The following is a 23,466-nucleotide window of genomic DNA, read 5'->3' as shown; positions in this document are numbered from 1 at the left end:
GGGGAACACGGTCCCCTGGTACGCAGGGGAGTGATCCCCTGAGCAGGTCGACAAGGAGAGAACTCGTGGACGACGTTCTGCGGCGCAACCCGCTCTTCGCGGCGCTCGATGACGAGCAGTCCGCGGAGCTCCGCGCCTCCATGAGTGAGGTGACCCTCGCGCGCGGTGACTCACTGTTCCACGAGGGCGACCCCGGTGACCGGCTGTATGTCGTCACCGAAGGCAAGGTCAAGCTTCACCGCACGTCCCCCGACGGCCGCGAGAACATGCTGGCCGTCGTCGGCCCCGGTGAGCTCATCGGCGAGCTGTCCCTCTTCGACCCGGGTCCGCGTACGGCGACGGCGACCGCGCTGACCGAGGTCAAGCTGCTGGGTCTGGGCCACGGCGACCTCCAGCCCTGGCTGAACGCCCGCCCCGAGGTGGCGACCGCGCTGCTGCGCGCCGTCGCACGCCGCCTGCGCCGCACCAACGACGCGATGTCCGACCTCGTCTTCTCGGACGTCCCCGGCCGCGTGGCCCGCGCGCTCCTGGACCTCTCCCGTCGCTTCGGCGTGCAGTCCGAGGAGGGCATCCACGTCGTACACGATCTGACGCAGGAGGAACTGGCCCAGCTGGTCGGCGCCTCGCGTGAGACGGTCAACAAGGCACTGGCCGACTTCGCCCAGCGTGGATGGCTCCGCCTGGAGGCCCGCGCGGTGATCCTGCTGGACGTCGAGCGGCTGGCGAAGCGCTCGCGCTGACCGAGCGTCTGGCCATACGACGCCGAGGCCCCGTCTCACTATGAGGCGGGGCCTCGTCGCCGTTGGGCCCTTCACCCCCGCGGGCCCGCGGTCGCGTACGGCGGGAGGGGGACGTGCCGGGGGTCCGCCCGCAGTGGCCGGCGTCAAGAAACAGCACCTCCCTGCCCGACCCAACAGCCGGTCCGAGGACGGACACCCCCCCGGCGCGGCCCCGACCCGCAAACCACCCGCAGGCGCTACGCGAACCCCCACCGCACCCGCACAGGCCGCCGCAGGCACCCCCCGCGCGGCCGCCGGAGGCCCCCGCAGGCATCCCCGGCCCCACCGCCGGAGGCAACGGCCACCCCTCGAACATCCGCGCACCAAGAGATAGCCTCCGCCCATGGCAAACGGGCAGTGGTACCCACCGGAGTGGCCGGACCGTATCCGTGCGCTGGCGGACGGAAGCCTCACCCCTGTGGCTCCGAAGCGTGCGGCCACCGTCATGCTGCTCAGGGACACCGACGCCGGTCCTGCCGTGCACATGCTGCGCCGCCGGGCCTCCATGGCCTTCGCCGGTGGGGCGTACGCCTACCCGGGCGGCGGCGTCGACCCGCGCGACGAGCACCCGGTCCGCTGGGCGGGCCCCACGCGCGCGTGGTGGGCGCAGAGGCTGGGGGTCGACGAGGCGACGGCCCAGGCGATCGTCTGCGCGGCCGTACGGGAGACGTACGAGGAGGCGGGCGTCCTGCTCGCCGGGCCCACCGACGATTCCGTCGTCGGCGACACGACGGGCGAGGACTGGGAGGCGGACCGCGCCGCCCTGGTCACCCGGGACGTGTCGTTCGCCGAGTTCCTGGACCGCCGGGGGCTCTCCCTGCGTTCGGACCTCCTGGGCGCCTGGACGCGCTGGATCACCCCGGAGTTCGAGCCCCGCCGCTACGACACGTGGTTCTTCGTCGCCGCCCTCCCGAAGGGCCAGCGCACCCGGAACGCCTCCACGGAGGCCGACCGTACGGTGTGGATCCGCCCCGCGGACGCCGCCGCCTCCTACGACAAGGGCGAGCTGCTGATGATGCCGCCCACCATCGCGACCCTGCGCCAGCTGACCCCGTACGACAGCGCCGCCGAAGCCCTCGCCGGCGCCCCCGATCGCGACCTGACCCCGGTCCTGGCTCAGGCTCGCCTCGAAGACGGCGAGATCGTGCTCTCCTGGCCGGGCCACGACGAGTTCACCAAGCACATCCCGACCGGCGGAGCCCCCGCATGACCGTGCCCGCACTGCCCGAACCGCTCACAGTGCCCGCAGCCCTGGAAGGCCCCCTCGCATGACGGACGCAGCAGCCCTCCCCGGCCAGCCGCGAGGCGGGGTCGCCTCCGGCCCCGCCACCCCCCGCGCCGTCAACGTCCTCGCGCCCAATCCCTCCGCGATGACCCTGGACGGCACCAACACCTGGATCCTCGCCGAGCCGGACTCGGACCTGGCCGTCGTCGTCGATCCCGGCCCGCTGGACGACGGACATCTGCGCAATGTCGTCGCCATGGCCGAGAAGGCCGGCAAACGCATCGCGCTGACCCTGCTCACGCACGGCCACCCGGACCACGCCGAGGGCGCCGCACGCTTCGCCGAACTGACCGGCACGCGCGTGCGTGCCCTCGATCCGGCGCTGCGGCTCGGCGACGAGGGGCTCGCTGCCGGGGACGTCGTCACCGTCGGCGGCCTGGAGCTGCGGGTCGTACCGACCCCAGGCCACACCGCCGACTCCCTCTGCTTCCATCTCCCGGCCGACCGCGCCGTCCTGACCGGCGACACCATCCTGGGCCGCGGCACGACGGTCGTGGCGCACCCCGACGGCCGCCTCGGCGACTACCTGGACTCGCTGCGCCGGCTCAGGTCCCTCACGGTCGACGACGGCGTGCACACGGTTCTCCCGGGCCACGGCCCCGTCCTGGACGACGCCCAGGGCGCCGTCGAGTTCTACCTCGCCCACCGCGCCCACCGCCTCGCCCAGGTCGAGACGGCGGTCGAGGACGGCTACCGCACACCGGCCGAGGTCGTGGCCCATGTGTACGCGGACGTGGACCGCTCCTTGTGGCCGGCGGCCGAGCTGTCCGTACGGGCACAGATGGAGTACCTGGAGGAGCACGGCCTCATCGAGTCCGCCTGACCTCATGACTGGCCGGCTGATCCGACCCTTCCCGGCGCCGCTCAGGACGATGTTCAGCCTGCCCGGGCCTCCCGGACAGGCTGCTGCGGCACTGCGGCCGTGGACGACGACCGGCTCACGAGGACCGGCTCACGACGACGGCGGCACAACGGCCGCCGCACGACCACCGGCACACGACCACCAGCCGACGACGACCGGCCCCACGACGGCCGAACCGCCGGAGGCCTACGCCTCCGTCAGCTCCACCTGGACCTCGACCTCCACCGGCGCGTCCAGCGGAAGCACGGCCACGCCCACGGCGCTGCGCGCGTGGACGCCCTTGTCGCCGAGGACCTCGCCCAGGAGCTCGCTCGCGCCGTTGAGGACGCCGGGCTGGCCGGTGAAGTCCGGGGCCGAGGCCACGAAGCCCACCACCTTCACCACACGCGCGATGCGGTCCAGGTCGCCCGCCACCGACTTCACGGCCGCGAGGGCGTTCAGGGCGCAGGTACGCGCGAGCTCCTTGGCCTCATCGGCGGTGACCTCCGCGCCCACCTTGCCGGTGACCGGAAGCTTGCCCTCCACCATGGGGAGCTGGCCGGCGGTGTAGATGTACACGCCCGACTGGACCGCCGGCTGGTAGGCGGCCAGCGGAGGCACGACCTCCGGAAGTGTCAGGCCCAGCTCGGCGAGCTTCGCCTCGACCGCGCTCATGCCTGCTTCTCCCGCTTCAGGTAGGCCACGAGCTGCTCGGGGTTGTTCGGCCCGGGCACGACCTGGACGAGCTCCCAGCCGTCCTCGCCCCAGGTGTCCAGAATCTGCTTCGTGGCATGGACGAGCAGCGGCACGGTTGCGTATTCCCACTTGGTCATGTGGCCGACTTTATCCGCTGCCCGACGAAGGCCATGAGGGGCCATGCGGCCGACCGCGGTCACGTTGTCCACAAGCTGTCGCGTAGCCGGCGCGCCGACTGGTTAGGCTCGAAGGCGTGAGCAGGCTCCAGGTCGTCAGCGGCAAGGGCGGGACCGGAAAGACCACGGTCGCCGCCGCGCTCGCGCTCGCCCTCGCGACCGAGGGGAAGCGGACGCTTCTCGTCGAGGTCGAGGGCCGGCAGGGCATCGCGCAGCTCTTCGAAACAGAGGCGCTGCCCTATGAGGAGCGGAAGATCGCCGTCGCTCCAGGGGGCGGGGAGGTGTATGCCCTCGCCATCGACCCCGAACTGGCCCTTCTGGACTACCTCCAGATGTTCTACAAGATGGGCGGCGCGGGCCGGGCCCTGAAGAAGCTCGGCGCCATCGACTTCGCCACCACCATCGCACCGGGCCTGAGAGACGTACTCCTGACCGGCAAGGCCTGTGAGGCCGTCCGCCGCAAGGACAGGAGCGGGCGGTTCGTGTACGACTACGTCGTCATGGACGCGCCGCCCACCGGGCGCATCACGCGCTTCCTGAACGTCAACGACGAGGTCGCCGGTCTCGCCAAGATCGGCCCGATACACAACCAGGCGCAGGCCGTGATGCGGGTGCTGAAGTCCGCGGAGACGGCCGTGCACCTGGTGACGTTGCTGGAGGAGATGCCCGTCCAGGAGACGGCGGACGGGATCGCCGAGCTGCGGGCGGCCCGGCTGCCGGTGGGGCGGATCATCGTGAACATGGTGCGGCCGGAGGTGTTGGACGCGGCCGATCTGGAACTCGTCCGCAGTGTCCCGCGGGCCGCCGTGGCCAAGTCGCTGTCCTCGGCCGGGCTCGGCGGAGCGCGGCGCGGCGGGAACGCCGAACGGCTGGTGGACCCGCTCCTGGCGCAGGCCGACGAGTACGCCGAGCGGTATGCGCTGGAGCAGGAACAGCGGGCGGTGCTGGGCGAGTTGGGGCTGCCCGTGCACGAGCTTCCGTTGCTGGCCGAGGGCATGGACCTGGCGGGCCTGTACGAACTCGGGCGCGAACTGCGGGAACAGGGTCTGACATGAGTTCGTTCACCGGGTGCGAGCGGTACGCGGTACGTCGGAAGCAGGGGATGTCATGAGTCGTCCGGAACCGGCCCACACGCACGACGCCGCTCGCCAGCCCCACCACCCCCAGCACCTGGCCCCCGCGCGCGTGCTGGACCTCGACCCGCTGCTGGACGACCCGAAGACCCGCATCGTGGTGTGCTGCGGCTCGGGCGGCGTGGGGAAGACGACCACCGCGGCCGCTCTCGGTCTGCGGGCCGCCGAGCGCGGGCGGAAGGTGGTCGTGCTGACCATCGACCCGGCCCGCCGGCTCGCCCAGTCCATGGGCATCGACTCCCTCGACAACACCCCGCGCCGGGTGAAGGGCGTCGAGGGCGACGGCGAGCTGCACGCGATGATGCTCGACATGAAGCGCACCTTCGACGAGATCGTCGAGGCGCATGCGGACCCCGACCGGGCGGCCGCGATCCTGGGCAACCCGTTCTACCAGTCGCTCTCGGCGGGCTTCGCGGGCACGCAGGAGTACATGGCGATGGAGAAGCTGGGGCAGTTGCGGGCCAGGGACGAGTGGGACCTCATCGTCGTCGACACGCCGCCGTCCCGCTCGGCGCTGGACTTCCTGGACGCGCCCAAGCGGCTCGGCTCGTTCCTGGACGGCAAGCTGATCCGCGTGCTGCTGGCCCCGGCGAAGGTCGGCGGACGCGCGGGAATGAAGTTCTTGAACGTCGGCATGTCGATGATGACGGGCGCGCTGGGCAAACTGCTGGGCGGGCAGCTGCTGAAGGACGTACAGACCTTCGTGGCCGCGATGGACTCGATGTTCGGCGGGTTCCGCACGCGCGCGGACGCCACGTACAAGCTGCTTCAGGCGCCCGGGACGGCGTTCCTGGTGGTGGCGGCGCCGGAGCGGGACGCGCTGCGGGAGGCCGCGTACTTCGTGGAGCGGCTGGCCGCCGAGGACATGCCGCTCGCCGGTCTGGTGCTCAACCGGGTCCACGGCAGCGGCGCCGACCGGCTGTCGGCCGAGCGGGCGCTCGCCGCCGCGGAAAATCTTGAAGAGCCCCGCATTGTGGATCAGGAGGGAGGGAAAGCTGGACTTCGTAACTCCCCCGACACGTACGGCAGTTCAGAATCAGCCACTTCCGAGGTACCGGCTCCTGACGAAGGCTCCCCCGCCGTCACGGACGCCGCCACGGACAGGGAGCGCACTCCAGCCACGGACGCACCGCAGTCCGCCGCTCCGCATGTCGAGCGGTCCGTCGACCAGCTCACCGCAGGCCTGTTGAGGCTGCATGCGGAGCGTATGCAGCTGCTCTCGCGCGAGCAGCGCACACGTGACCGCTTCACCGCGCTCCACCCCGAGGTGGCGGTGGCCGAAGTGGCCGCACTGCCCGGCGATGTGCATGACCTCACCGGTCTGCGGGACATCGGTAACCGGCTCGCGGCCCATCGGCCGGAGCTGCCTGATCCTGCGGTCGGTGCCTGAGGGAGTCCCGTCGGGCCGAAGCCCTTCGGGTCCGCCTGCGGGGAGCCCCTTGGGGCCCCTCAGCTCACCGCCGCGTAGTTCTCGTACACCTCGTCGTCGTCGAGCGGCAGGATGCCCACCCCGCGCTCGTACTCCGTACGTGCCGTCTCGAGCAGCCGGCGCCACGAGGTGACGGTCGGCCGCCTGCGCAGCAGTGCGCGGCGCTCCCGCTCCGTCATGCCTCCCCACACGCCGAACTCGACGCGGTTGTCCAGCGCGTCGGCCAGGCACTCCGTGCGCACCGGGCATCCGGTGCACACCGCCTTGGCCCTGTTCTGCGCTGCTCCCTGAACGAACAGTTCATCCGGATCGGTAGTGCGGCAGGCCGCCTGCGCACTCCAGTCGACTACCCAGCCCATACCGGCGCCGTCCTCTCCCGAATCGAGGCTCCCCCACGGCGGCAGCGGCATATTCACCGCCGCCAGTTGAGGACGTTACGGAAGGTGGGCACAGCGCAACACCCCCAGCGGGCCCAATCTTGAATGGCCCGAACGGACTATGCGTAAGCGGCAGATCACCCGGGGGAGTGAGCTGGCGACATGCGTGACCTTCCCGGCAAACCGGGACAGTTCTGTTGAGTCACAACGGACGCCGGATGACACACAAGGCGGATTCGGACACGTGCCCAACAAAAAAGTTGGGGAACCTCCGGAACGATTCGGGGTCGCCGGACGTATTGATACGTGGCCGCACTGCTGTGACAGTTGAGAGCAGCTTAGGCCAAGGCCTGCGTGCCTGTCCGGCGAATCGGGATGGCCGACATCACTTCGCCGTGCCGTGCTCACGCACGGTCGGCCATCGGTTCGCTCATCTCTACGGTTTAGGCTGCCCTCATGCCAAAGAAGCGCTCGGGCGGTGGTCTCTCGCCAACGCAGCAGGCCGCCAAGTTCCTCGGTGTCAGTGTGCTCGCGGGAGCCGTGCTGGCGGGTATCGCGCTACCGGCCGTCGGCGCACTGGGACTTGCGGCCAAGGGTTCGGTCGAGAGTTTCGACGAGCTCCCGGTCAACCTCAAGACCCCGCCGCTGAGCCAGCGCACCAAGATCCTGGACGCCAACGGCGGTCTGATCGCCTCGGTCTACTCACGCGACCGTACGGTGGTCGACCTCAAGGACATCTCGCCGTACATGCAGAAGGCGATCGTCGCGATCGAGGACGCCCGCTTCTACCAGCACGGCGCGGTCGACCTGAAGGGCGTCCTGCGTGCCCTCAACCGCAACGCCCAGAGCGGCGGCGTCGCCGAGGGCGCGTCCACGCTCACGCAGCAGTACGTGAAGAACGTCTTCGTCGAGGAGGCCGGCGACGACGCGACGAAGGTCGCGCAGGCCACCCAGCAGACCATCGGCCGCAAGATCAAGGAGCTGAAGTACGCGATCCAGGTCGAGGAGGAGCTCGGCAAGAAGAAGATCCTCGAGAACTACCTGAACATCACGTTCTTCGGCCAGCAGGCGTACGGCGTCGAGGCCGCCGCCGAGCGCTACTTCTCCAAGTCCGCCAAGGACCTCCAGCTCCAGGAAGCGGCCCTGCTCGCCGGCATCGTCCAGTCGCCCAGCCGGTACGACCCGATCAACGACGAGGCCGAGGCCACCAGGCGGCGCAACATCGTGCTGCAGCGCATGGCCGACCTCGGCGACATCTCCCAGGCGGACGCCGACAAGGCCAAGGAGACGCCGCTGGGCCTGAAGGTCAGCAAGCCCAAGAACGGCTGCATCACGGCGGTCAAGGGCGGCGGCTTCTTCTGTGACTACGTGCGCAAGGTGTTCCAGACCGACCCGGTCTTCGGCAAGACCAAGGAGGAGCGGGCCAAGATCTGGAACCAGGGCGGTCTGACGATCCGGACCACCATGGACCCGCAGGCGCAGAAGTCGGTGCAGCGGTCCGTCAAGGAGCACGTCTACCAGAAGGACGACGTCGCCACCGCCGCCACCATCGTGGAACCCGGCACCGGCAAGATCCTGGCGATGGGCCAGTCCCGGCCGTACGGCAACGAGGTCAAGAAGAACGAGACGGTGCTCAACCTCTCAGCCGACCTGAACATGGGCGGCGGCGCGGGTTACCAGCCCGGCTCGACGTTCAAGCCGATCGTGGCCGCGGCGGCCCTCGAGGGCGGTATGGCTCCGACGCAGGTGTACTCCTCGCCGTACGAGATGGAGTACCCGAGCCCGGTCCAGGAATGCGACGGCAAGGTCTGGAACGAGAAGGGCGTCAAGCTCACCAACGAGAACGAGTCCGAGGTGGGCCCGTACGACATGAAGGAGGCGACCGCGAAGTCGGTCAACACCTACTTCGTGCAGATGATCTCGGAGATCGGGATCTGCCCGGTGACGACGATGGCGAAGAAGATGGGCGTCGAGCGTGCCGACGGCGGCGAACTCGCCCAGGCCCCGTCCATCGCCCTCGGCACGATGGAGATGTCTCCGCTGACGATGGCGGCCGGGTACGCGACGTTCGCCTCACGCGGGATGTACTGCACGCCGGTCGCCATCGAGTCGGTCACCCAGAAGGTCGGCGGTAAGACGCGGTCCCTGGAGGTGCCGAAGTCGACCTGCCGGCGCGCGATGTCCGAGACCACCGCCGACACCATCAACACCCTCCTGAAGGGTGTGGTCGAGGACGGTACGGGCACGGAGGCGGGCCTCGGCAGCCGTCCCAGCGCCGGCAAGACCGGTACGACGGACGAGCGGTACGCGGCCTGGTTCGTGGGCTACACGCCGAACATGGCCGGCGCCGTCTGGGTCGGCGACCCCGCCCACAAGCGGAAGATGCAGGGCATCAGCATCGGCGGGGTCTGGCACGAGAAGGTGTTCGGTGGCGAGGTGCCGGGCCCGATCTGGCGCGACATGATGACGGGCGCCCTGGACGGCAAGGAAGTGCTGCCCTTCAATCTGGTGGACATCCCGGACCGCAAGCAGGACAAGGGCCGCGACGATGACGACGACAAGGGCGACGACAACGGGAACGGCAACGGAAACGGCAACGGGGGCCTCATCGGCGGCCTGACCGACGGAGGCATCACCGGCGGTGCGGACGGCGGCACGGACGGCGGCACCTTCCCGTCGCCTTCGTTCTCGATCCCGGAGGGCTGGTGGCAGGGCCAGACGAACGGCAACGGCAACGGAGGCCGCGGCTGACTCTCCCAGGGCCCGGGCGTAATTGCGCCAGTTGAGCAGGATGGGCATTCTCCCGGCGGACGCCGTGACATATTCACGTGCAGCCCCGCCAGAGGGTGCCCATTTTGCTGCCCGCCGTTTCACATGGAGGGGAAATGAAACTCCGGTCACGCATCGGCCTCACGCTCGGCATGGTGCTCAGTGCCCTTGCACTCGCCGTTCCGAATTCCGCCTCGGCCGCCGCCCTGGCCTGTGACAACTTCGGTTGTGACGGCCACGACCCGAACATCCAGAGCTGGGACACCGGACCGGTCACGCCGCACGGCCCCTACGACCTCGGCAACTCGTTCTCGTACGAGCTGCGGTGGGGGAAGACGGACGGCGACCAGTACAGCTGGGGGCGCTTCAAGTTCATCAGCGGCTCGGGCGAGCACGACTGGTCGGTGTACGTCCAGCGCTGCACCAAGGACCACTCCACCTGTTACTGGAGGCTCGGCCTGAAGGAGGGCGGGGCATCCGGCTGGACCACCAAGGTGTCGGGCACGGCGAATTTCTACCAGACCCGTACGCCGATGTATTACAACCCGTCGACCCACGAAATGCGCGCCTGCGTCGAGAACCCCTCGGGCAGGGAGTACTGCACGCCCTGGTACTGAGTCGCACTGGTACTGAGTCGGCCCAGACGGTTCAGTAACCGGACGTTCAATAATCGGACATACCGTCGGCGGGATGGCGTGATTACGCCATCCCGCGCGCCCCTTTGCTGCCCTTTGGTGACATTTATTCGGCTGTTCATGGTCACAAGCCCTTCCTAGACTGCTCTGCGAAGTGGCTGTGCAAACAGCGTCACAGGGGGAGGCGAAATTGACCATTCCGCCGAAATCCGAAACCGGCGGTGCGTCTGGTGTGGATACCGATGAGCGAAGAATCCTGAATCTGCTCTACACGGGGTTGAACGACGCATCGATCGCCCGGCATCTGGGGGTGGGACACCGGACGGTGCAGCGCAAGGTGCAGCGCCTCATGGAGCGGTTACAGGCCAACGGACGGGTGGCCCTGGGCGCGCGCGCCCAGGAACTCGGGCTGCTGCCTCCCGCCGGGCTCACCTCAGGGGATGACGGCGGCGGCGACGGCGGACGGCGGGAACACCACGGCCGCCGCCATCAGCCGGCCCACCTTCCGTGAGGACTTGGCGCGAGCCCGGGGTCGCCGACGGCGGCCCCGGGCTTTTTCGTTCCGTCCGCCCGACGAGCGCTGCGGGGCGGGCCGGGCCGCGCTCAGCCGGCGAGCAGCTTCTTCACCGCGGCGGCAACCCGGCCGCCCTCCGCCTGGCCGGCCACCTTCGGGTTCACGATCTTCATGACGGCGCCCATGGCCCGCGGACCCTCGGCGCCCGCCGCCTTGGCCTCCTCGACGGCCTGGGCGACGATCCGGTTCAGCTCGTCGTCGCTGAGCTGCTTCGGCAGGTACGTGGCAAGCACCTCGCCCTCGGCCTTCTCCCGCTCGGCCTGCTCGCTGCGGCCGCCCTGCGCGAAGGCCTCGGCCGCCTCACGGCGCTTCTTCGCCTCGCGGGTGATCACCTTCTGCACCTCGTCGTCGGAGAGCTCGCGCTTCTCCTTGCCCGCGACCTCCTCCTTGGTGATCGCGGCGAGCGTCAGCCGGAGCGTCGAGGAGCGGAGCTCGTCGCGCTCCTTGATCGCGGCGTTGAGGTCTTCCTGCAGCTTCGACTTGAGCGTGGTCATGGGGTTGATTGTCGCAGGTGTGGGGAGCGGAACGCCCGTTGATTTCAAGGGGCCTGCGCACAGGCGTCGTACCGAAGGGGTCGACCGCGGCCGGGCAGGGGGCACTTCCGCGGTCTGACACGATGGTCGTATGCAAGCGCGATACGGAGTACCCCTGGGCATCACGGCGGTTGGCGCCGCCGGTCTGCTGTATGCGGCGGGTTTCGAGGCCCGCTCCTTCCGCCTGCGACGGGTGACGGTCCCCGTCCTGCCCGCCGGAATGCGCCCGCTGCGCGTGCTCCAGGTCTCCGACATCCACATGGTGAGCGGCCAGCGCAAGAAGCAGCGCTGGCTGCGCTCACTGGCCGGCCTGCGCCCCGACTTCGTGATCAACACGGGCGACAACCTGTCGGACCCGGAGGGCGTGCCCGAGGTGCTGGACGCGCTGGGCCCGCTGATGGAGTTCCCCGGCGCGTACGTCTTCGGCTCCAACGACTACTACGGCCCCAGGCCGCGCAACCCTGCCCGCTACCTGCTGGAGAAGGTCCAGGGCCGCCACGGCCTGAACGGCAACCCGCCCGTCGTCGGCGCGATCCACAACCCCTGGGAGAACCTGCGCGACGGCTTCGACGCCGCGGGCTGGCTCAACCTGACGAACACGCGCGGGACGCTGAAGATCGAGGGCATGTCGGTGGAGCTCACCGGCCTGGACGACCCGCACATCAAGAGGGACCGGTACCAGCAGGTGGCAGGCGGTCCGTCGGACGCCGCGGACTTTTCGATGGGCGTGGTGCACGCACCGTACCTGCGCGTTCTGGACGCGTACACGGCCGACGACTACCCGCTGATCCTGGCCGGCCACACCCACGGCGGCCAGGTCTGCATTCCCTTCTACGGCGCCCTGGTCACCAACTGCGACCTGGACACGGACCGTGTGAAGGGCCTGTCGACACACGCGGCGCAGGGCCGTACGTCCTACCTGCACGTCTCGGCGGGCTGCGGCGCGAACCGCTACACCCCGTTCCGCTTCGCCTGCCCGCCGGAGGCTACGTTGCTGACGCTGGTGGGGCGCGAGTAGGGACGCGAGCGGGGGGGGCCGTCGGCGGGTCAGCGGGTCAGCGGGTCAGCGGGTCAGCGGGTCAGCGGGTCAGCGGGTCAGCGGGTCAGCGGGTCAGCGGGTCAGCGGGTCAGCGGGTCAGCGGCGTGATGATGCACGGGCGACCCGCGGCCCGGGTAACCCGCACGGATTACCCGTATCGCCCCATTTGCCCATCCTGCTTAGCGTGAGGGCATGACCGCCCCGATACCCAGGGACATCCCGGATCTCCCCGCGATACCGGGCATGCCCGTGCTGCTGCCCTCCCATGTCCCCGCCGCGGCGGTGATGAGCCCCGTACCTCGCCCCTTCGCCGCCGCGTACCGCCTACTGGTCGCACTGGCCGCGGCCGCGGCAGTGACGGTCGAGCTGGCCCTCGGCAGTCCTCTGCGCACCCTGAGCCTCTTCGCGATCCAGAGCAACATCCTGCTGGCCCTGGTCCTCGCCGCCGAGGCCCGCCGCGCCTGGACCGCCCGCCGGCCCCTGCCGTCGACCCTCACCGGCGCGACGCTGCTCTACGCGGTGGTCACCGGCCTCGTCCACCACCTGCTGCTGGCCCACGGGACGAGCCCCCACGCACTCCCCGGCGTCCTCACCGGCGAGGCCACCGCCCCGACCGGCTGGCACGCGCTCACCAACCAGGTCCTGCACACGGCGACGCCCGTGGCGGCCGTACTGGACTGGCTGCTCCTGAGCTCCCCCGGCCGGCTGCGCCTGCGCCAGGCAGCGACCTGGATGCTCTACCCCCTCGCCTACCTGGCGTTCACCCTCGTCCGAGGCGAGCTCCTCCCCGGCAGCCCGGCCCGCTACCTCTACCCGTTCCTCGACGTGGCCCGGCACGGCTACAAGAGCATCCTGGGCAATGCCCTCCTCATCGGCCTCGCCATCTACGCCCTGGCGATCCTCCTCGTGGCCCTCGACCACGCCCGCCCGAACCCGATCCGCCGCCGCATCCGTCGCCGCGCGAAAACCGGATTTCGTCTCCAGCCACCAGTGGGCTAAAGTAAACGACGTCGCCGCGACAAGCAGTGACATCGGGGTGTAGCGCAGCTTGGCAGCGCGCTTCGTTCGGGACGAAGAGGTCGTGGGTTCAAATCCCGCCACCCCGACAGTGAAGTACCAGGTCAGGGGCCTGATCCAGTGAATGGGTCAGGCCCCTGAGTGGTTTCTGGAGATCGTTCGGGAGAAAAGCAGGGCGTTGTTCAGACGTCACGTCGCAGGGTCAGCACGAAGGCGTCGGAACCGCTGTGGTGGAGCCCTGGGCGGCGTCGTCGGAGACGGGGCGGGTGAAGCGGTAGCACTGGTCGACCGTTGTGTCCGGACTGGAGAGCAGGATGGTGACGGTCACCGTGTCTGCCTTGCGCAGCGCGCTCTTGACGTCGTAGGAACGCAGCCGTCCCGTGGGATCCAAGGCCTTCTGCACTCCGGCTCGCGTCAAGTCCTCGGCATGCATGTGGGAGATGCGCGTGCGCGCGAGGCGTACCAGACCGCCGATCTCGGTGCCCGGACGGCATGCGTCGTCGTCCCGCTCGGAAACCCTCGGCGTCCACGCCTGACCGGGGCGGTGGGTGTAGGTGAAGGCGAAGCACCGGGTCACCTCGACGGGCCCGCCACCGGGGAGCATGACCTCTTCGTCGTACAGGGTGGATCTCGCGGCCATGGCGGTGAACTCGCGGCGGGAGGCGTCGTAGGTGATCACGGGGGCTTCTGTGTGCCGCCAGATCACGCCGGTGAGAGCGTCGGGGTCGGTGGCGCCGCTCGTGTCGAGTGCGCGGGCCGTGTCGTCCGCCGTGGCACGGGCCTGCTTCAGGATCGATGCGAACGCCTTGTCCCTGCGCTCACTGTTGACGTTCCCGTCGTGCCAGTGCCGGTACCACAACCAGGAGACGAGGACGCCGAGAACGGTGATCAGCCCGACCAGGATGGTCAGGCAGCCGGTGGTCACCAGACGGTTCGCCCGTCTCGTGACCACCGCGCTGCCAGTCTCGTCAGCTTCCACTAACTGCCCTTGTACCCCAAGTCGGCCAGTGCCTGGTCCATGACCCGAGCGTAGCCCGTCGTACCGGCGTTCTTCGGGTGGAACGACTCGAGGCTGGCACAGACGTTCTCTCCGGGCCAGGGCAGGCAGGGAGCCTGGTTGGCCGGGTCACCGTCGTGGAAGTCGCCGTCGCCGTTCGGGCCGGCGACGACACGGTTGATCCACTCGTCGCCGTCACAGATTCCGTGTCCCCGGAAGGCAGGTATCGGGTCGGCGAAGGCCACCTTGGTTCCGGCCCTGTTCAGCTCGGCCACCTTTGCCTTCTGCTTGTCCCGGACGTAGTCGGCCAGCTGGTTCAGGGCGTCGAAGTCGGCTGTCACGCATTGCTGGTCACTGACCAGGCGTGGGTAGCCCATGAGGACTATCTGTGCGTTCGGCGCGGCAAACGAGATGTCACTGATCAGGCTCCCGATGGCCGCGACCGACTGGTCGACCTTGCCCGTGTAGTCGGCCGGGTCGCATACCCCGATGATGTAGCAGTTCTTGACGGCGTTGGTGAAGTTGTCCCCGTCGTTGCCGCCGATGGTCAGCATGACCAGCGTGGTGTCCGGGCTGAGGACACCGGAGTCGATCTGGCTCTTCTCGCGGTAGTTGCCGATCCTTCCCCATGGGGTGGGGTCTCCCATGGTCAGCTGCGAAGTCTTCGCCCCGGAGCAACTGACGTCCAGGAAGTCGACTGTGGCGCTCCTGTCGTTCGTGAGCCGACCGAGGCTGGAGCTCTGACCGGGCAACACGACCTTGCGCGGCCAGGAGTTGTCGCTGCGTCGGCAGGCGTTCCAGGTGCTCGTCCCGTGGTCCCTGTCGGACTCGGGCGAATAGGCCCCGGAACCCTCACCGGAGGTGTAGGAGTCGCCCATGGCGACGACCATGTGCTTCGGCTTGCCCGACAGCGGCTGGAAGGCGACGGCGTCCCAGGCGACATCCTCGTCCGCGGTGCCGTCGTCCGTGGTGTTGGTCAGCTCCACCCGTGGAGTGCCGGTGAAGCGGTAGACGCCGAGTTCGACCCAGGTGTTCTTGCTGAAGTGGGTGTTGACATAGCGGTCACGGTCAGCGCCCGCGACTCCCTTGATCACATAGTGGGCCTGCTGGGTGTGCGCCCCGGTGTCCGGCAGGTGAGCGAAGACGCGGGCCCATTCGACGTTGCGGCCGAGGGTCCAGGTGCCGTCGACGGTCATCCGGCCGCCGGCGCCGCCGAGATGAGCGTCGTCGCGGGTGTGCGCGTACCAGAAGTGGCCGCCGTGCCCACCGCCGATCTGGTGCAGGTCTCCCTTGGCCTCGAACGGGCCCAGACCCGGCCCGGTCGCCGCCGGGTTGGGGTGGAACGTGAACTGGAAGCTCCCGGCGTCGGTGCCGGACGATCCGCAGGAACTGTAGGTGTCGACGTTGTCGGGCACGGACTCCACGATCAGCGCCCCGGCGGGAGCGGGGTCGCACTCCGGGGTGCCGTGCTTCAGCCGGTAGCCGCGGCCCGGTTCCTCCCGCAGCGTCACGTACTTGATGTTCTCGTTGCCGCAGTCGTTGGCGCAGTTCGCCTTCCACGTCACGTTCGAGCCGCGCCACCAGTACTTCTCGTAGCACTTGGCGTCGGGGCAGTCCGGCGGGTTGGCGGCGTCGCAGTTGTTGGTGGAGTTGCAGAACGCGTCCAGCGGCGGCTTCACCCGGTCGCGCTGCCCGGGGTTGACCCACCAGGCGGGCCGGAACCCGGCGGTGGAGTACCCGGAGTCGCCGGGCCAGTCCTGCCGGCCGTCGGTGGCGTAGGAGTAGCCGGTGTCCATGGAGTAGGCGGACCAGCCCATCACCTTCTCCTCGTACGGCCAGTTCTGAGGCTTCGCGGCGTCACGCGGGTCGGACATGAACGGGTGCCGCGACGGCGGGTAGAACGGGTTCGCGGGGTTGTTGTACCAGCCCAGGCCCCACGGCTTGCCGTCACCCTTGTTCTCGTTGAAGCCGAGGTTGTAGTTCCACAGTGCGGCGAACCAGTTCTCCGGCTTCGACGGGTCGTCGTTGTTGACGGTGATGGTCTGACCGGCGGTGTGCACCTGGTTCCACTTGTCCGCGAGGATGTACATCGACGCGGCGATGTTCACCGCGTAGTCCAGCGCCACGGCCTTCTGCTTCGCCGGGGACAGGGACGTCTCGCCCGGCTTCTCGTGCCCCGCGAGGCGCATGCCGTCGGTGACCTGGCCGACGCCGTAGCCACAGTCCGACAGGTTCCAGTTGATCCGCCAGTACGCCTCGGACGTATCACCCTTGTGCCCGTAGAAACCGGCGATCGCCGCCAGCGGGTTGCCCATCTGGCCGGGGATCGAGCCCCCTTCGGCCTGCCACAGGTTCGACTCCTGCGCGAGCACACCCAGCAGCACCTGCGCGGGGATCCGTCCGCCGCCCTTCAGCGTGGGGGGCGGGAACAGGCCCTGCGGGTCTACGGTGCCCAGACCGGCCTGGGCGCGCCAGTCGCCCTGCTTGATCCACCTGGCGCGCAGCTCGCCGCGGATCGCCATGTCGACGGCCCACTCGACCTGGTTCGGGGTCGGTTGCAGGGCGAGCGCCTTGACGTCGTTGCGAGGGACGGAGCACCAGCGGTCGGTGTCGACCGGGTTGTGCGCCCGCTCGTCGTCGACGAGGGCGGCCCGCCCACTCTTCTCGGGTGTCCGCCCGCTCTTGCCGGCCGTGCGCAGGGCGGGTGAGAAGGACTCCTTTCCCGAGTCGCTGGTCGTGTCGGCGACCGTTTCGGTGATCTTCTCCCCGGTGCTGGTCGCGACACTGGTGATGGTCAGCGGCGCGGCATTCTTGTCCGTGGGGTCCGTGGGATCCGTGGACGTGCGCGTCCGGGGCGAGGGTTCGGCCTTGGTGAACCCCTGCCCCGCGTTCCTGATCCGGTCCAGGCCCGTACGCACGCCGGGCATGAGCACCGGGTCGACGGCCAGTCGCCCGTGGCTGGACACATCCGTATCCGCCGGAACGTTCAGGCGGGCCACCGCTGTGCCTGTGAGCTTCGCGTTCGTCGTCTTCCCGGTGAGGAATGCCCGGCCCCCGGTGCCCTGCTCGAGGGCCACGTCTCCGAGCTTTCCCGACGCGAGGGTCGACGGTGTGCCCTGGCCCCTCCACAGCTTGACGCGAGCCGCGGTGCCGCTGCGGTCGAGGAACGCGATCCCCTTGCTGGTGGGGCGAATGTCGAACGGCACACTGTCCGCGGCAGCCAGCTTCCGCAGCTTCCCGTCCGCCGGCTCGACGTGCACCAGGTGACGGCCGTGTGCGGCGACGAGACCGTCCCTCGTCGGGACGGCCGAGGTCACCTGACCGGTGACCGCGGTATCGGTGGTCGTTCTGCCCCTGGTGTCGACCGTGACGAGCCGCGTCTTGCTGTCGCGGAACGCGGTGAAAACGGCCGTACCGGTCTCGGGGTTGCACGACGGGTCGAAGTAGGCCAGCGAGCCGGTGAAGGGCAGTTTCGTCACCCGGCCGGACTTCAGGTCGACGACTGCCGTGAACGCCCCGCCCTGCATCAGGTCCGGCTTGTTCGTGAACGTACGCGGCGCGTACACGACCGCCGCGTGATCACGGTCCATGACGCAGGAGTTGCCGATCCACGAGTCGGCCGGCATGCCGGGTTCCGCCAGCGTGGCAACGGTCCGCCACTGGTAGGCGTCCTTGCTGTCCGCCACGAGGACCTTGAAGCCGCCGCTGTCCGCCGCGGTGGTCACGGCCCGGTCCGCGGAGGTTTTCCAGCCCTTGCCGAGCCTCTTGCCGGGATCCCGCACACGCGTCGGCGGATCGGTCGACGGATCAGCCGACGGCTGGCCGGAGGGCTTCGGGGCGGGAGGGCTGGTGTCGGCGAACGCCGGTGCGGCTTGTATGAGCCCGGTCAGGACCGCGGTGGCCGCAAGGCCCGCGATCCCGGCACGGGCCGGTCTGCGTACTCTCAACTGCTCTCCTCCAAAAGGGGTTTCCGGGCATGGATGAGAAACCGACGCAGCATTCAGGGGGACAAGGGGCTGCGCGGCCGACGCCGCCTCCGCTGGAAAGATCGACCCCGGCGGTGGCGCACCTCGGGGCTCCAAGGCCGTGCTGGAGAGGCAGTCGCGGCCATCGCCCAATCCCGCCGATGGCTGGGTTCGGGCTCAGCACGGCACCGCGAGGCCCTCACGGACGTCGCCGGGGGTTGCCGCCGATCACGTCACCGCGACGGCGCTCATCGGTCTCGCGGTGGAAACGGCACCCAACGGGGACGGCGGTCCCGTGCGGAGACGCTCTTGCCCAGCCCCTGGACGTGCAGCACTTCGGAGATGCATCGCGGCACAACGAACTCCCCCCGTAGCGACGCTGGTTTCCCGGTCGCTGACTGAAAGCGCTTGAGCGGGGTGGTCACGTCCCGCCGAGCACGGCAGTCACCATAGACACAGGCCACCAGCGAGCAACAAGGGATAACTGCAGGCTCAACCGCTGGTTGACCTGAAACGGTCGCAGGGTGCCGCCCGCAATCCACGGGCTACCTGAGCGTTTCCTGTGAAGCCGGGTGATGGGTCGACCGAAAATCGCCTACGAAGTGAGGAATCCGCCTGCCGCGCCCGACAGCCCTCGGCATGGCCGAGTCCCCTCACTCCGCGCTTGGGTAAGGCGTACTAACAGCTTGACCGCGTCGTCCGGTACCGGTCCCTCCCCTCGTGGGGACCGGTACCGGACGGCGGAGCGGGGTCGATCCGGGATCCGACGGGCCGGTTCGGTGGGCGGCGGGTCAGTGGGGATCGAACGAGTGTGGGGGGTGACGGAGAACGCGCGGCGCCACGAGTGGTCTCCCGGGCTCCGGGCCGACGGCCTGTCCGGGCGACGCGCGAGGGTTGTGCACTTGCGCCATGATCCTGCCAGCTGGAGGGGGCCCGCGAGGAGGTTCCGGTCTCCGGACGAGGCCTTCATCGCAGGTCAGCCATATAAAGTGAGTTTTCCGGTCCGGATGTCCGGGTGCGGCGGACGTAGCGGAAGTGAAGGAGTGGAGGCCTTGAGTTCCGACTCCGGGGCGCGGACAGCCTTCGCGGAACGGCTCGCGCTGCTGTACAAGGAGGCCGGCAACCCTCCGCTCAAGAGCGTCGCCGAAGCGGTCGTCCGGCTGCAGCGGGTCGACGAGCGAGGGCGGCCCGTACGGGTGTCCGCTCAGCGGATCAGCGACTGGCGGCGGGCCAAGAACGTGCCGGCCCAGTTCGCCGCCCTCTCCGCCGTACTGCACGTCCTGATCCCCCAGGCGCGGCGCGCACGCCCCACTCCCGTGTCCACCGGTTTGTACGACCTCGCCCACTGGCAGCGCCTGTGGGAGCGTGCGACCTCCGGGGAGGGGGAGGACGGGGAGCCCGGGGCGGTCGAGGTCCCGGCCGTTTCCGGTGGGGTGTGCCCGTATCGGGGGCTGGCCTCGTACCGGCAGGAGGACGCCCGGTGGTTCTTCGGCCGGGAGCGGAGTACGGACACCCTGGTCGGGCAGCTCCGCGCCGTGGAGAAGACCGGCGGCCTGGTCATGCTCGTCGGCGCCTCCGGGGCGGGCAAGTCGTCCCTGTTGAACGCCGGCCTGGTGCCTGCCCTGCAGAGCGGTGCGCTGGGCGGCGAGGAGAGCGACGAGCGGCCGAGCACGGTCGTACAGCTCGTTCCGGGCAGTGATCCGCTCGCCGAGCTGACCCGTCGCGTTCCGGGGCTCGCAGACGTCGTTCCTGCGCTCGCGGACGCTGTTCCGGAACCCGCCGACGCTGCCCTTCAAGCCGCGCGCGACGCCGTCCATGCCTGGGCCCGGCGCGAGGCGGCGGCCTCGGGTGCTCCCCCCGTCGTCATCGTCGACCAGTTCGAAGAGACGTTCACCCTCTGCCCCGACGAATCAGCCCGCCGTACCTTCGTCCAGCTCCTGCACGCCGCCTGCACGCCTCCCGGACCCGGCGACCCCGCCCCCGTCCTCGTCGTCCTCGGCATCCGCGCCGACTTCTACGAGCAGTGCCTGGCGCACCCGGAGCTGGCCGACGCGCTGCAGCACCGGCACATGGTGCTCGGACCGCTCACGACCCCCGAGTTGCGGGAGGCGGTGACCGGGCCGGCCAAGGCGGTGGGGCTGGAGCTGGAACCGGGGCTGGCGGAGCTGATCGTGCGGGAGGTGAGCGCGGACGGACCCCGCGGTGGGGGTACCTCCCACGCCTTTCGGGCAGTGGGGGAGCATGACGCGGGGGCGCTGCCGCTGCTCTCGCACGCGCTGCTCGCCACCTGGCAGCGGCGGAAGGCCGGGCGGCTGACGGTGGCCGGGTACCGGGCGGCCGGGGGCATTCAGGGGGCCGTCGCCGCTACCGCCGAGCGCGCCTGGTCGGGGCTGGACCCGGCGGCGCGTACCGCCGCGCGGCTGCTGCTGCTCAGGCTGGTCCGGCTGGGCGAGGACACGCAGGCGACCCGGCGGCGCGGCACGCGGCGGCAGCTGGCGGCGGAGTCGGCGGATCCGGGCAAGACCGAGGAGTCGCTCGAGGCGCTGGTGCGGGCCCGGCTCGTGACGCTGGACGCGGAGACCGTGGAGATCACGCATGAGGCCCTGCTCCATGCCTGGCCGCGGCTGCGGGACTGGATCGACGAGGACCGGCAGGGCAATCTGCTGCGCCAGCGGCTGGAGGAGGACGGCCGGGCCTGGGAGGAGTCCGACCGGGACTCCTCGCTGCTGTACCGGGGCTCCCGGCTGGAGCAGGCCCACGGCTGGGCGCGCTCGGCCGGTGACACGTTCCTGACCCGCGGCGCGGTGGAGTTCCTGGCCGCTTCGGTACGGCTGCGCAGGCGCACCGTCTGGATCATGCGCAGCGCGGTCGCGGCGCTGGTCGCGCTGGCGATGGTGGCCGTCGGTGCGGCGGTGGTGGCCTGGCAGCAGCGCAACGACGCCAGGTTCGCGCAGGTGCTCGCCGAGGCCGACCGCTTCCAGTACACGGACCCCTCGCTGTCCGCCCAGCTCGACCTGGTGGCCCACCGGCTGCGCCCGGACGACGCGGACGCCAGCAGCCGGCTGATCTCGATCGTGAACGCCCCGCTGGCCACGCCCCTGCGCGGCCACACCGGCGCCGTCTACCTCACCACCTTCAGCCCGGACGGACGGCTCCTGGCCACCGCCAGCTACGACCGGACCGTACGGCTGTGGGACGTGGCGGACCGGGCCCGGCCCGAGCCGCTCGGCAAGCCGCTGACCGGACACGAGAGCTGGGTGAGCAGCGCCGTGTTCAGCCCGGACGGCCACACCCTGGCCAGTGCCGGCGACGACGGCACGATCCGGCTGTGGGACGTACGGCAGCCGAGCCGGCCGCGTCCGCTCGCCGCGCCCCTGACCGGGCACGAGGGCACGATCTACCTGATCGCCTTCAGCCCGGACGGCCGTACCCTCGCCTCCGTCAGCGAGGACCGCACCGTACGACTGTGGGACGTGGCCGATCCGACGCGGCCGAAGGCGCGCGCCACGCTGGGCGGCGCCGAGGCCGCCGTGCGGTCCGTGGCGTTCAGCCCGGACGGCCGCACGCTGGCGGCCGGGGGCGACGACGACACGATCCGCCTCTGGGACGTGGCCGAACCGGACCGGCCGAAGGCGCTTTCCACGCTGACCGGGCACACCGATCTGGTGCACTCCGTGGCCTTCAGCCCGGACGGCCGCACCCTCGCCAGCGGCAGCGCGGACGACACCGTCCGCCTCTGGGACGTCTCCGACCGGCACCACGGCACCCAGCTCGGCGCACCGCTCACCGGGCACACCGGCCCCATCTGGTCGGTGGCCTTCAACCCCGCGGGCACGATGCTCGCCGCCGCCAGCGCGGACAGCACCGCGAGCCTGTGGAACGTCAGCGACCCCGCGTATCCCTCCCAGGTCGGCGAGCCCCTCGCGGGCGCCAGCGGGGAGATGTACGCGCTCGGGTTCAGCCCGGACGGCCGCACCCTCGCCACCGGCAGCGGCGACAGCAAGGTCCGGCTGTGGTCGATCCCGACGTCGGACATGATCGGCGGCAACGGGGCGTTCCGCCCGGACGGCAAGGTGCTCGCCACCTCCGCGCGCGACGGACAGATCCGGCTGTGGGACGTACGGGATCCCGCCCGGCCGGTGGCGCTGAGCAGGCCGTTCCTGCCCGGGGACACCGGCCAGCGCTCCCTGGTGTTCTCGCCCGACGGCCGCACGCTCGCGGTGACGACGGGCGAGAAGAGCGTGCGCCTGTGGAACGTCGGTGACCCGTCCCGCCCGGTCCCCTACGGCTCCCCCATCTTCCTGCGCACCCGGTTCATGGGCCCCGACGCGCTGGCGTACAGCCCGGACGGGCGCACACTGGCCACGGCCTACGACGACCGCACCCTTCGGCTGTGGAACGTCAGCGACCCCGCCCATGTCGTTCCCCTCGGCGCACCGATCGCCGGGCACGCCGGATACATCAACTCCCTCGCCTTCAGCCCGGACGGCCGCACCCTCGCCAGTGGCAGCGCGGACAGCACCATCCGGCTGTGGGAGGTGACCGATCCCCGCCGCCCCACCCTGCTCGGCGCACCGCTCACCGGTCACACCGGCCCCGTCAACGCGCTCGCCTACACCCCGGACGGCCGGACGCTGGCCAGCGGCAGCGACGACGACACCGTACGGCTGTGGGACGTCACCGACCCCCGCGAGGCGAGGCCGCAGGGCTCCCCCCTCATCGGGCACACCGAGGCGGTCGTGTCCGTGACGTTCAGCAAGGGCGGCCACACCCTGGCCAGCGGCGGCAACGACAACACGGTCCGGGCCTGGGACGTCACCGATCCGTCCGACGTCTCGCCCATCGGCCAGGCAATGAGCCCCAACGCCAAGACGGGCAACTTCCTGTCGTTCAGCCCGACGAGCCACATGCTCGGCGTCTCCAGCGGCACCGACACCGTCCGGCTCTGGAACCTGGACGTCGACGAGGCGGTCCGCCGCGTCTGCTCGACGACGCACGGCGTGCTGACGCGGGAGAAGTGGCACGAGTACTTGCCCCGGTTGTCGTACGAGCCGCCCTGCGCACAGTGACGGAGCCGGGACGCAAGTGATATGGCGAGGGCTTGGCGGACAGCGTTTTCCGTGATCCCGATCACAACCCCCGCCCACACCCGATCAGTCGACTCCCGCGAGGCAGGCAGCCTTGTTACTGTTGGGCACAGCCCGATCGCTGGTGCATCCCC

Annotated in this window: 17 protein-coding genes and 1 tRNA gene; 12 read left to right on the top strand and 6 right to left on the bottom strand. The window is 70.2% G+C overall.

The genetic code is table 11. From position 1 onward, the window contains the following. Positions 1-65: 65 nt before the first annotated feature. The 3 genes from ACIBU0_RS08450 (at position 66) to ACIBU0_RS08440 (ending at position 2,887) form a co-directional block, all read left to right on the top strand. Positions 66-740, top strand: a complete 675-nt coding sequence (locus tag ACIBU0_RS08450) for a Crp/Fnr family transcriptional regulator (protein ID WP_015658871.1) — start codon at positions 66-68, stop codon at positions 738-740. Positions 741-1,122: 382 nt separating this feature from the next. Beyond that, a complete protein-coding gene (locus ACIBU0_RS08445) occupies positions 1,123-1,989 on the top strand; it encodes an NUDIX hydrolase (protein WP_398813544.1) in 867 nt (288 codons plus the stop codon). Between the two features lie 58 nt (positions 1,990-2,047). Beyond that, the gene (locus tag ACIBU0_RS08440; RefSeq protein WP_398813541.1) at positions 2,048-2,887 is read left to right on the top strand and encodes an MBL fold metallo-hydrolase; all 840 of its coding nucleotides are present in this window, start codon (positions 2,048-2,050) and stop codon (positions 2,885-2,887) included. 225 nt (positions 2,888-3,112) lie between these two features. Here ACIBU0_RS08440 and ACIBU0_RS08435 read toward each other — a convergent pair whose 3' ends face one another. Both ACIBU0_RS08435 and ACIBU0_RS08430 read right to left on the bottom strand, forming a co-directional pair. Beyond that, on the bottom strand, positions 3,113-3,580 hold the full coding sequence (locus ACIBU0_RS08435) for a RidA family protein (protein ID WP_398813538.1): 468 nt from the start codon (positions 3,578-3,580) through the stop codon (positions 3,113-3,115). After that, on the bottom strand, positions 3,577-3,738 hold the full coding sequence (locus ACIBU0_RS08430) for a DUF4177 domain-containing protein (protein WP_003975360.1): 162 nt from the start codon (positions 3,736-3,738) through the stop codon (positions 3,577-3,579). Before ACIBU0_RS08430 ends, ACIBU0_RS08435 begins: the two co-directional genes overlap by 4 nt. Positions 3,739-3,854: 116 nt before the next feature. On the opposite strand from ACIBU0_RS08430, the gene ACIBU0_RS08425 reads away from it, so the two are divergent. Together ACIBU0_RS08425 and ACIBU0_RS08420 are read left to right on the top strand one after the other, a co-directional pair. Beyond that, the gene (locus tag ACIBU0_RS08425; protein WP_398813535.1) at positions 3,855-4,832 is read left to right on the top strand and encodes an ArsA family ATPase; all 978 of its coding nucleotides are present in this window, start codon (positions 3,855-3,857) and stop codon (positions 4,830-4,832) included. Positions 4,833-4,884: 52 nt separating this feature from the next. Then, complete coding sequence (locus tag ACIBU0_RS08420) at positions 4,885-6,300, top strand: ArsA family ATPase (protein ID WP_398813531.1); 1,416 nt, start codon at positions 4,885-4,887, stop codon at positions 6,298-6,300. A gap of 59 nt (positions 6,301-6,359) precedes the next feature. Here ACIBU0_RS08420 and wblA read toward each other — a convergent pair whose 3' ends face one another. Continuing rightward, complete coding sequence (wblA, locus tag ACIBU0_RS08415; protein ID WP_391241848.1) at positions 6,360-6,698, bottom strand: transcriptional regulator WblA; 339 nt, start codon at positions 6,696-6,698, stop codon at positions 6,360-6,362. Positions 6,699-7,172: 474 nt separating this feature from the next. Here wblA and ACIBU0_RS08410 point away from each other — a divergent pair, with 474 nt between their 5' ends. The 3 genes from ACIBU0_RS08410 to ACIBU0_RS08400 all read left to right on the top strand — a co-directional run bounded on the left by ACIBU0_RS08410 (position 7,173) and on the right by ACIBU0_RS08400 (position 10,631). Further along, positions 7,173-9,467, top strand: a complete 2,295-nt coding sequence (locus tag ACIBU0_RS08410; protein ID WP_398813527.1) for a transglycosylase domain-containing protein — start codon at positions 7,173-7,175, stop codon at positions 9,465-9,467. 134 nt (positions 9,468-9,601) lie between these two features. After that, positions 9,602-10,102 (top strand): hypothetical protein, encoded by a 501-nt coding sequence (locus ACIBU0_RS08405; RefSeq protein WP_398813525.1) that lies wholly within the window; start codon positions 9,602-9,604, stop codon positions 10,100-10,102. Positions 10,103-10,310: 208 nt separating this feature from the next. Continuing rightward, positions 10,311-10,631, top strand: a complete 321-nt coding sequence (locus ACIBU0_RS08400) for a response regulator transcription factor (RefSeq protein ID WP_398813522.1) — start codon at positions 10,311-10,313, stop codon at positions 10,629-10,631. 92 nt (positions 10,632-10,723) lie between these two features. Here the strand turns inward: ACIBU0_RS08400 and ACIBU0_RS08395 are convergent, their stop codons facing one another. Next, the gene (locus ACIBU0_RS08395) at positions 10,724-11,188 is read right to left on the bottom strand and encodes a GatB/YqeY domain-containing protein (protein ID WP_398813519.1); all 465 of its coding nucleotides are present in this window, start codon (positions 11,186-11,188) and stop codon (positions 10,724-10,726) included. A gap of 130 nt (positions 11,189-11,318) precedes the next feature. On the opposite strand from ACIBU0_RS08395, the gene ACIBU0_RS08390 reads away from it, so the two are divergent. The 3 genes from ACIBU0_RS08390 (at position 11,319) to ACIBU0_RS08380 (ending at position 13,372) form a co-directional block, all read left to right on the top strand. Next, positions 11,319-12,245, top strand: coding sequence for a metallophosphoesterase (locus ACIBU0_RS08390; RefSeq protein WP_398813516.1), 927 nt, complete (start codon positions 11,319-11,321; stop codon positions 12,243-12,245). 213 nt (positions 12,246-12,458) lie between these two features. After that, entirely contained in the window at positions 12,459-13,265 is an 807-nt protein-coding gene (locus ACIBU0_RS08385) for a Pr6Pr family membrane protein (protein ID WP_398813513.1), read from the top strand. A 33-nt stretch (positions 13,266-13,298) separates the two neighbouring features. Beyond that, positions 13,299-13,372, top strand: a tRNA-Pro gene (locus tag ACIBU0_RS08380). Between the two features lie 113 nt (positions 13,373-13,485). Here the strand turns inward: ACIBU0_RS08380 and ACIBU0_RS08375 are convergent. After that, a complete protein-coding gene (locus ACIBU0_RS08375) occupies positions 13,486-14,235 on the bottom strand; it encodes a hypothetical protein (protein WP_398813510.1) in 750 nt (249 codons plus the stop codon). Positions 14,236-14,261: 26 nt separating this feature from the next. Then, the gene (locus tag ACIBU0_RS08370) at positions 14,262-18,227 is read right to left on the bottom strand and encodes an SGNH/GDSL hydrolase family protein (RefSeq protein ID WP_398813507.1); all 3,966 of its coding nucleotides are present in this window, start codon (positions 18,225-18,227) and stop codon (positions 14,262-14,264) included. 1,061 nt (positions 18,228-19,288) lie between these two features. Between ACIBU0_RS08370 and ACIBU0_RS08365 the strand changes: the two genes are divergently transcribed. Beyond that, positions 19,289-23,314, top strand: coding sequence for an AAA family ATPase (locus ACIBU0_RS08365; protein ID WP_398813505.1), 4,026 nt, complete (start codon positions 19,289-19,291; stop codon positions 23,312-23,314). Positions 23,315-23,466 lie beyond the last annotated feature (152 nt).

This window comes from Streptomyces sp. NPDC049627, from assembly GCF_044465645.1.
Taxonomy (GTDB): domain Bacteria; phylum Actinomycetota; class Actinomycetes; order Streptomycetales; family Streptomycetaceae; genus Streptomyces.
This window is presented reverse-complemented; position numbering and strand designations above follow the sequence as displayed.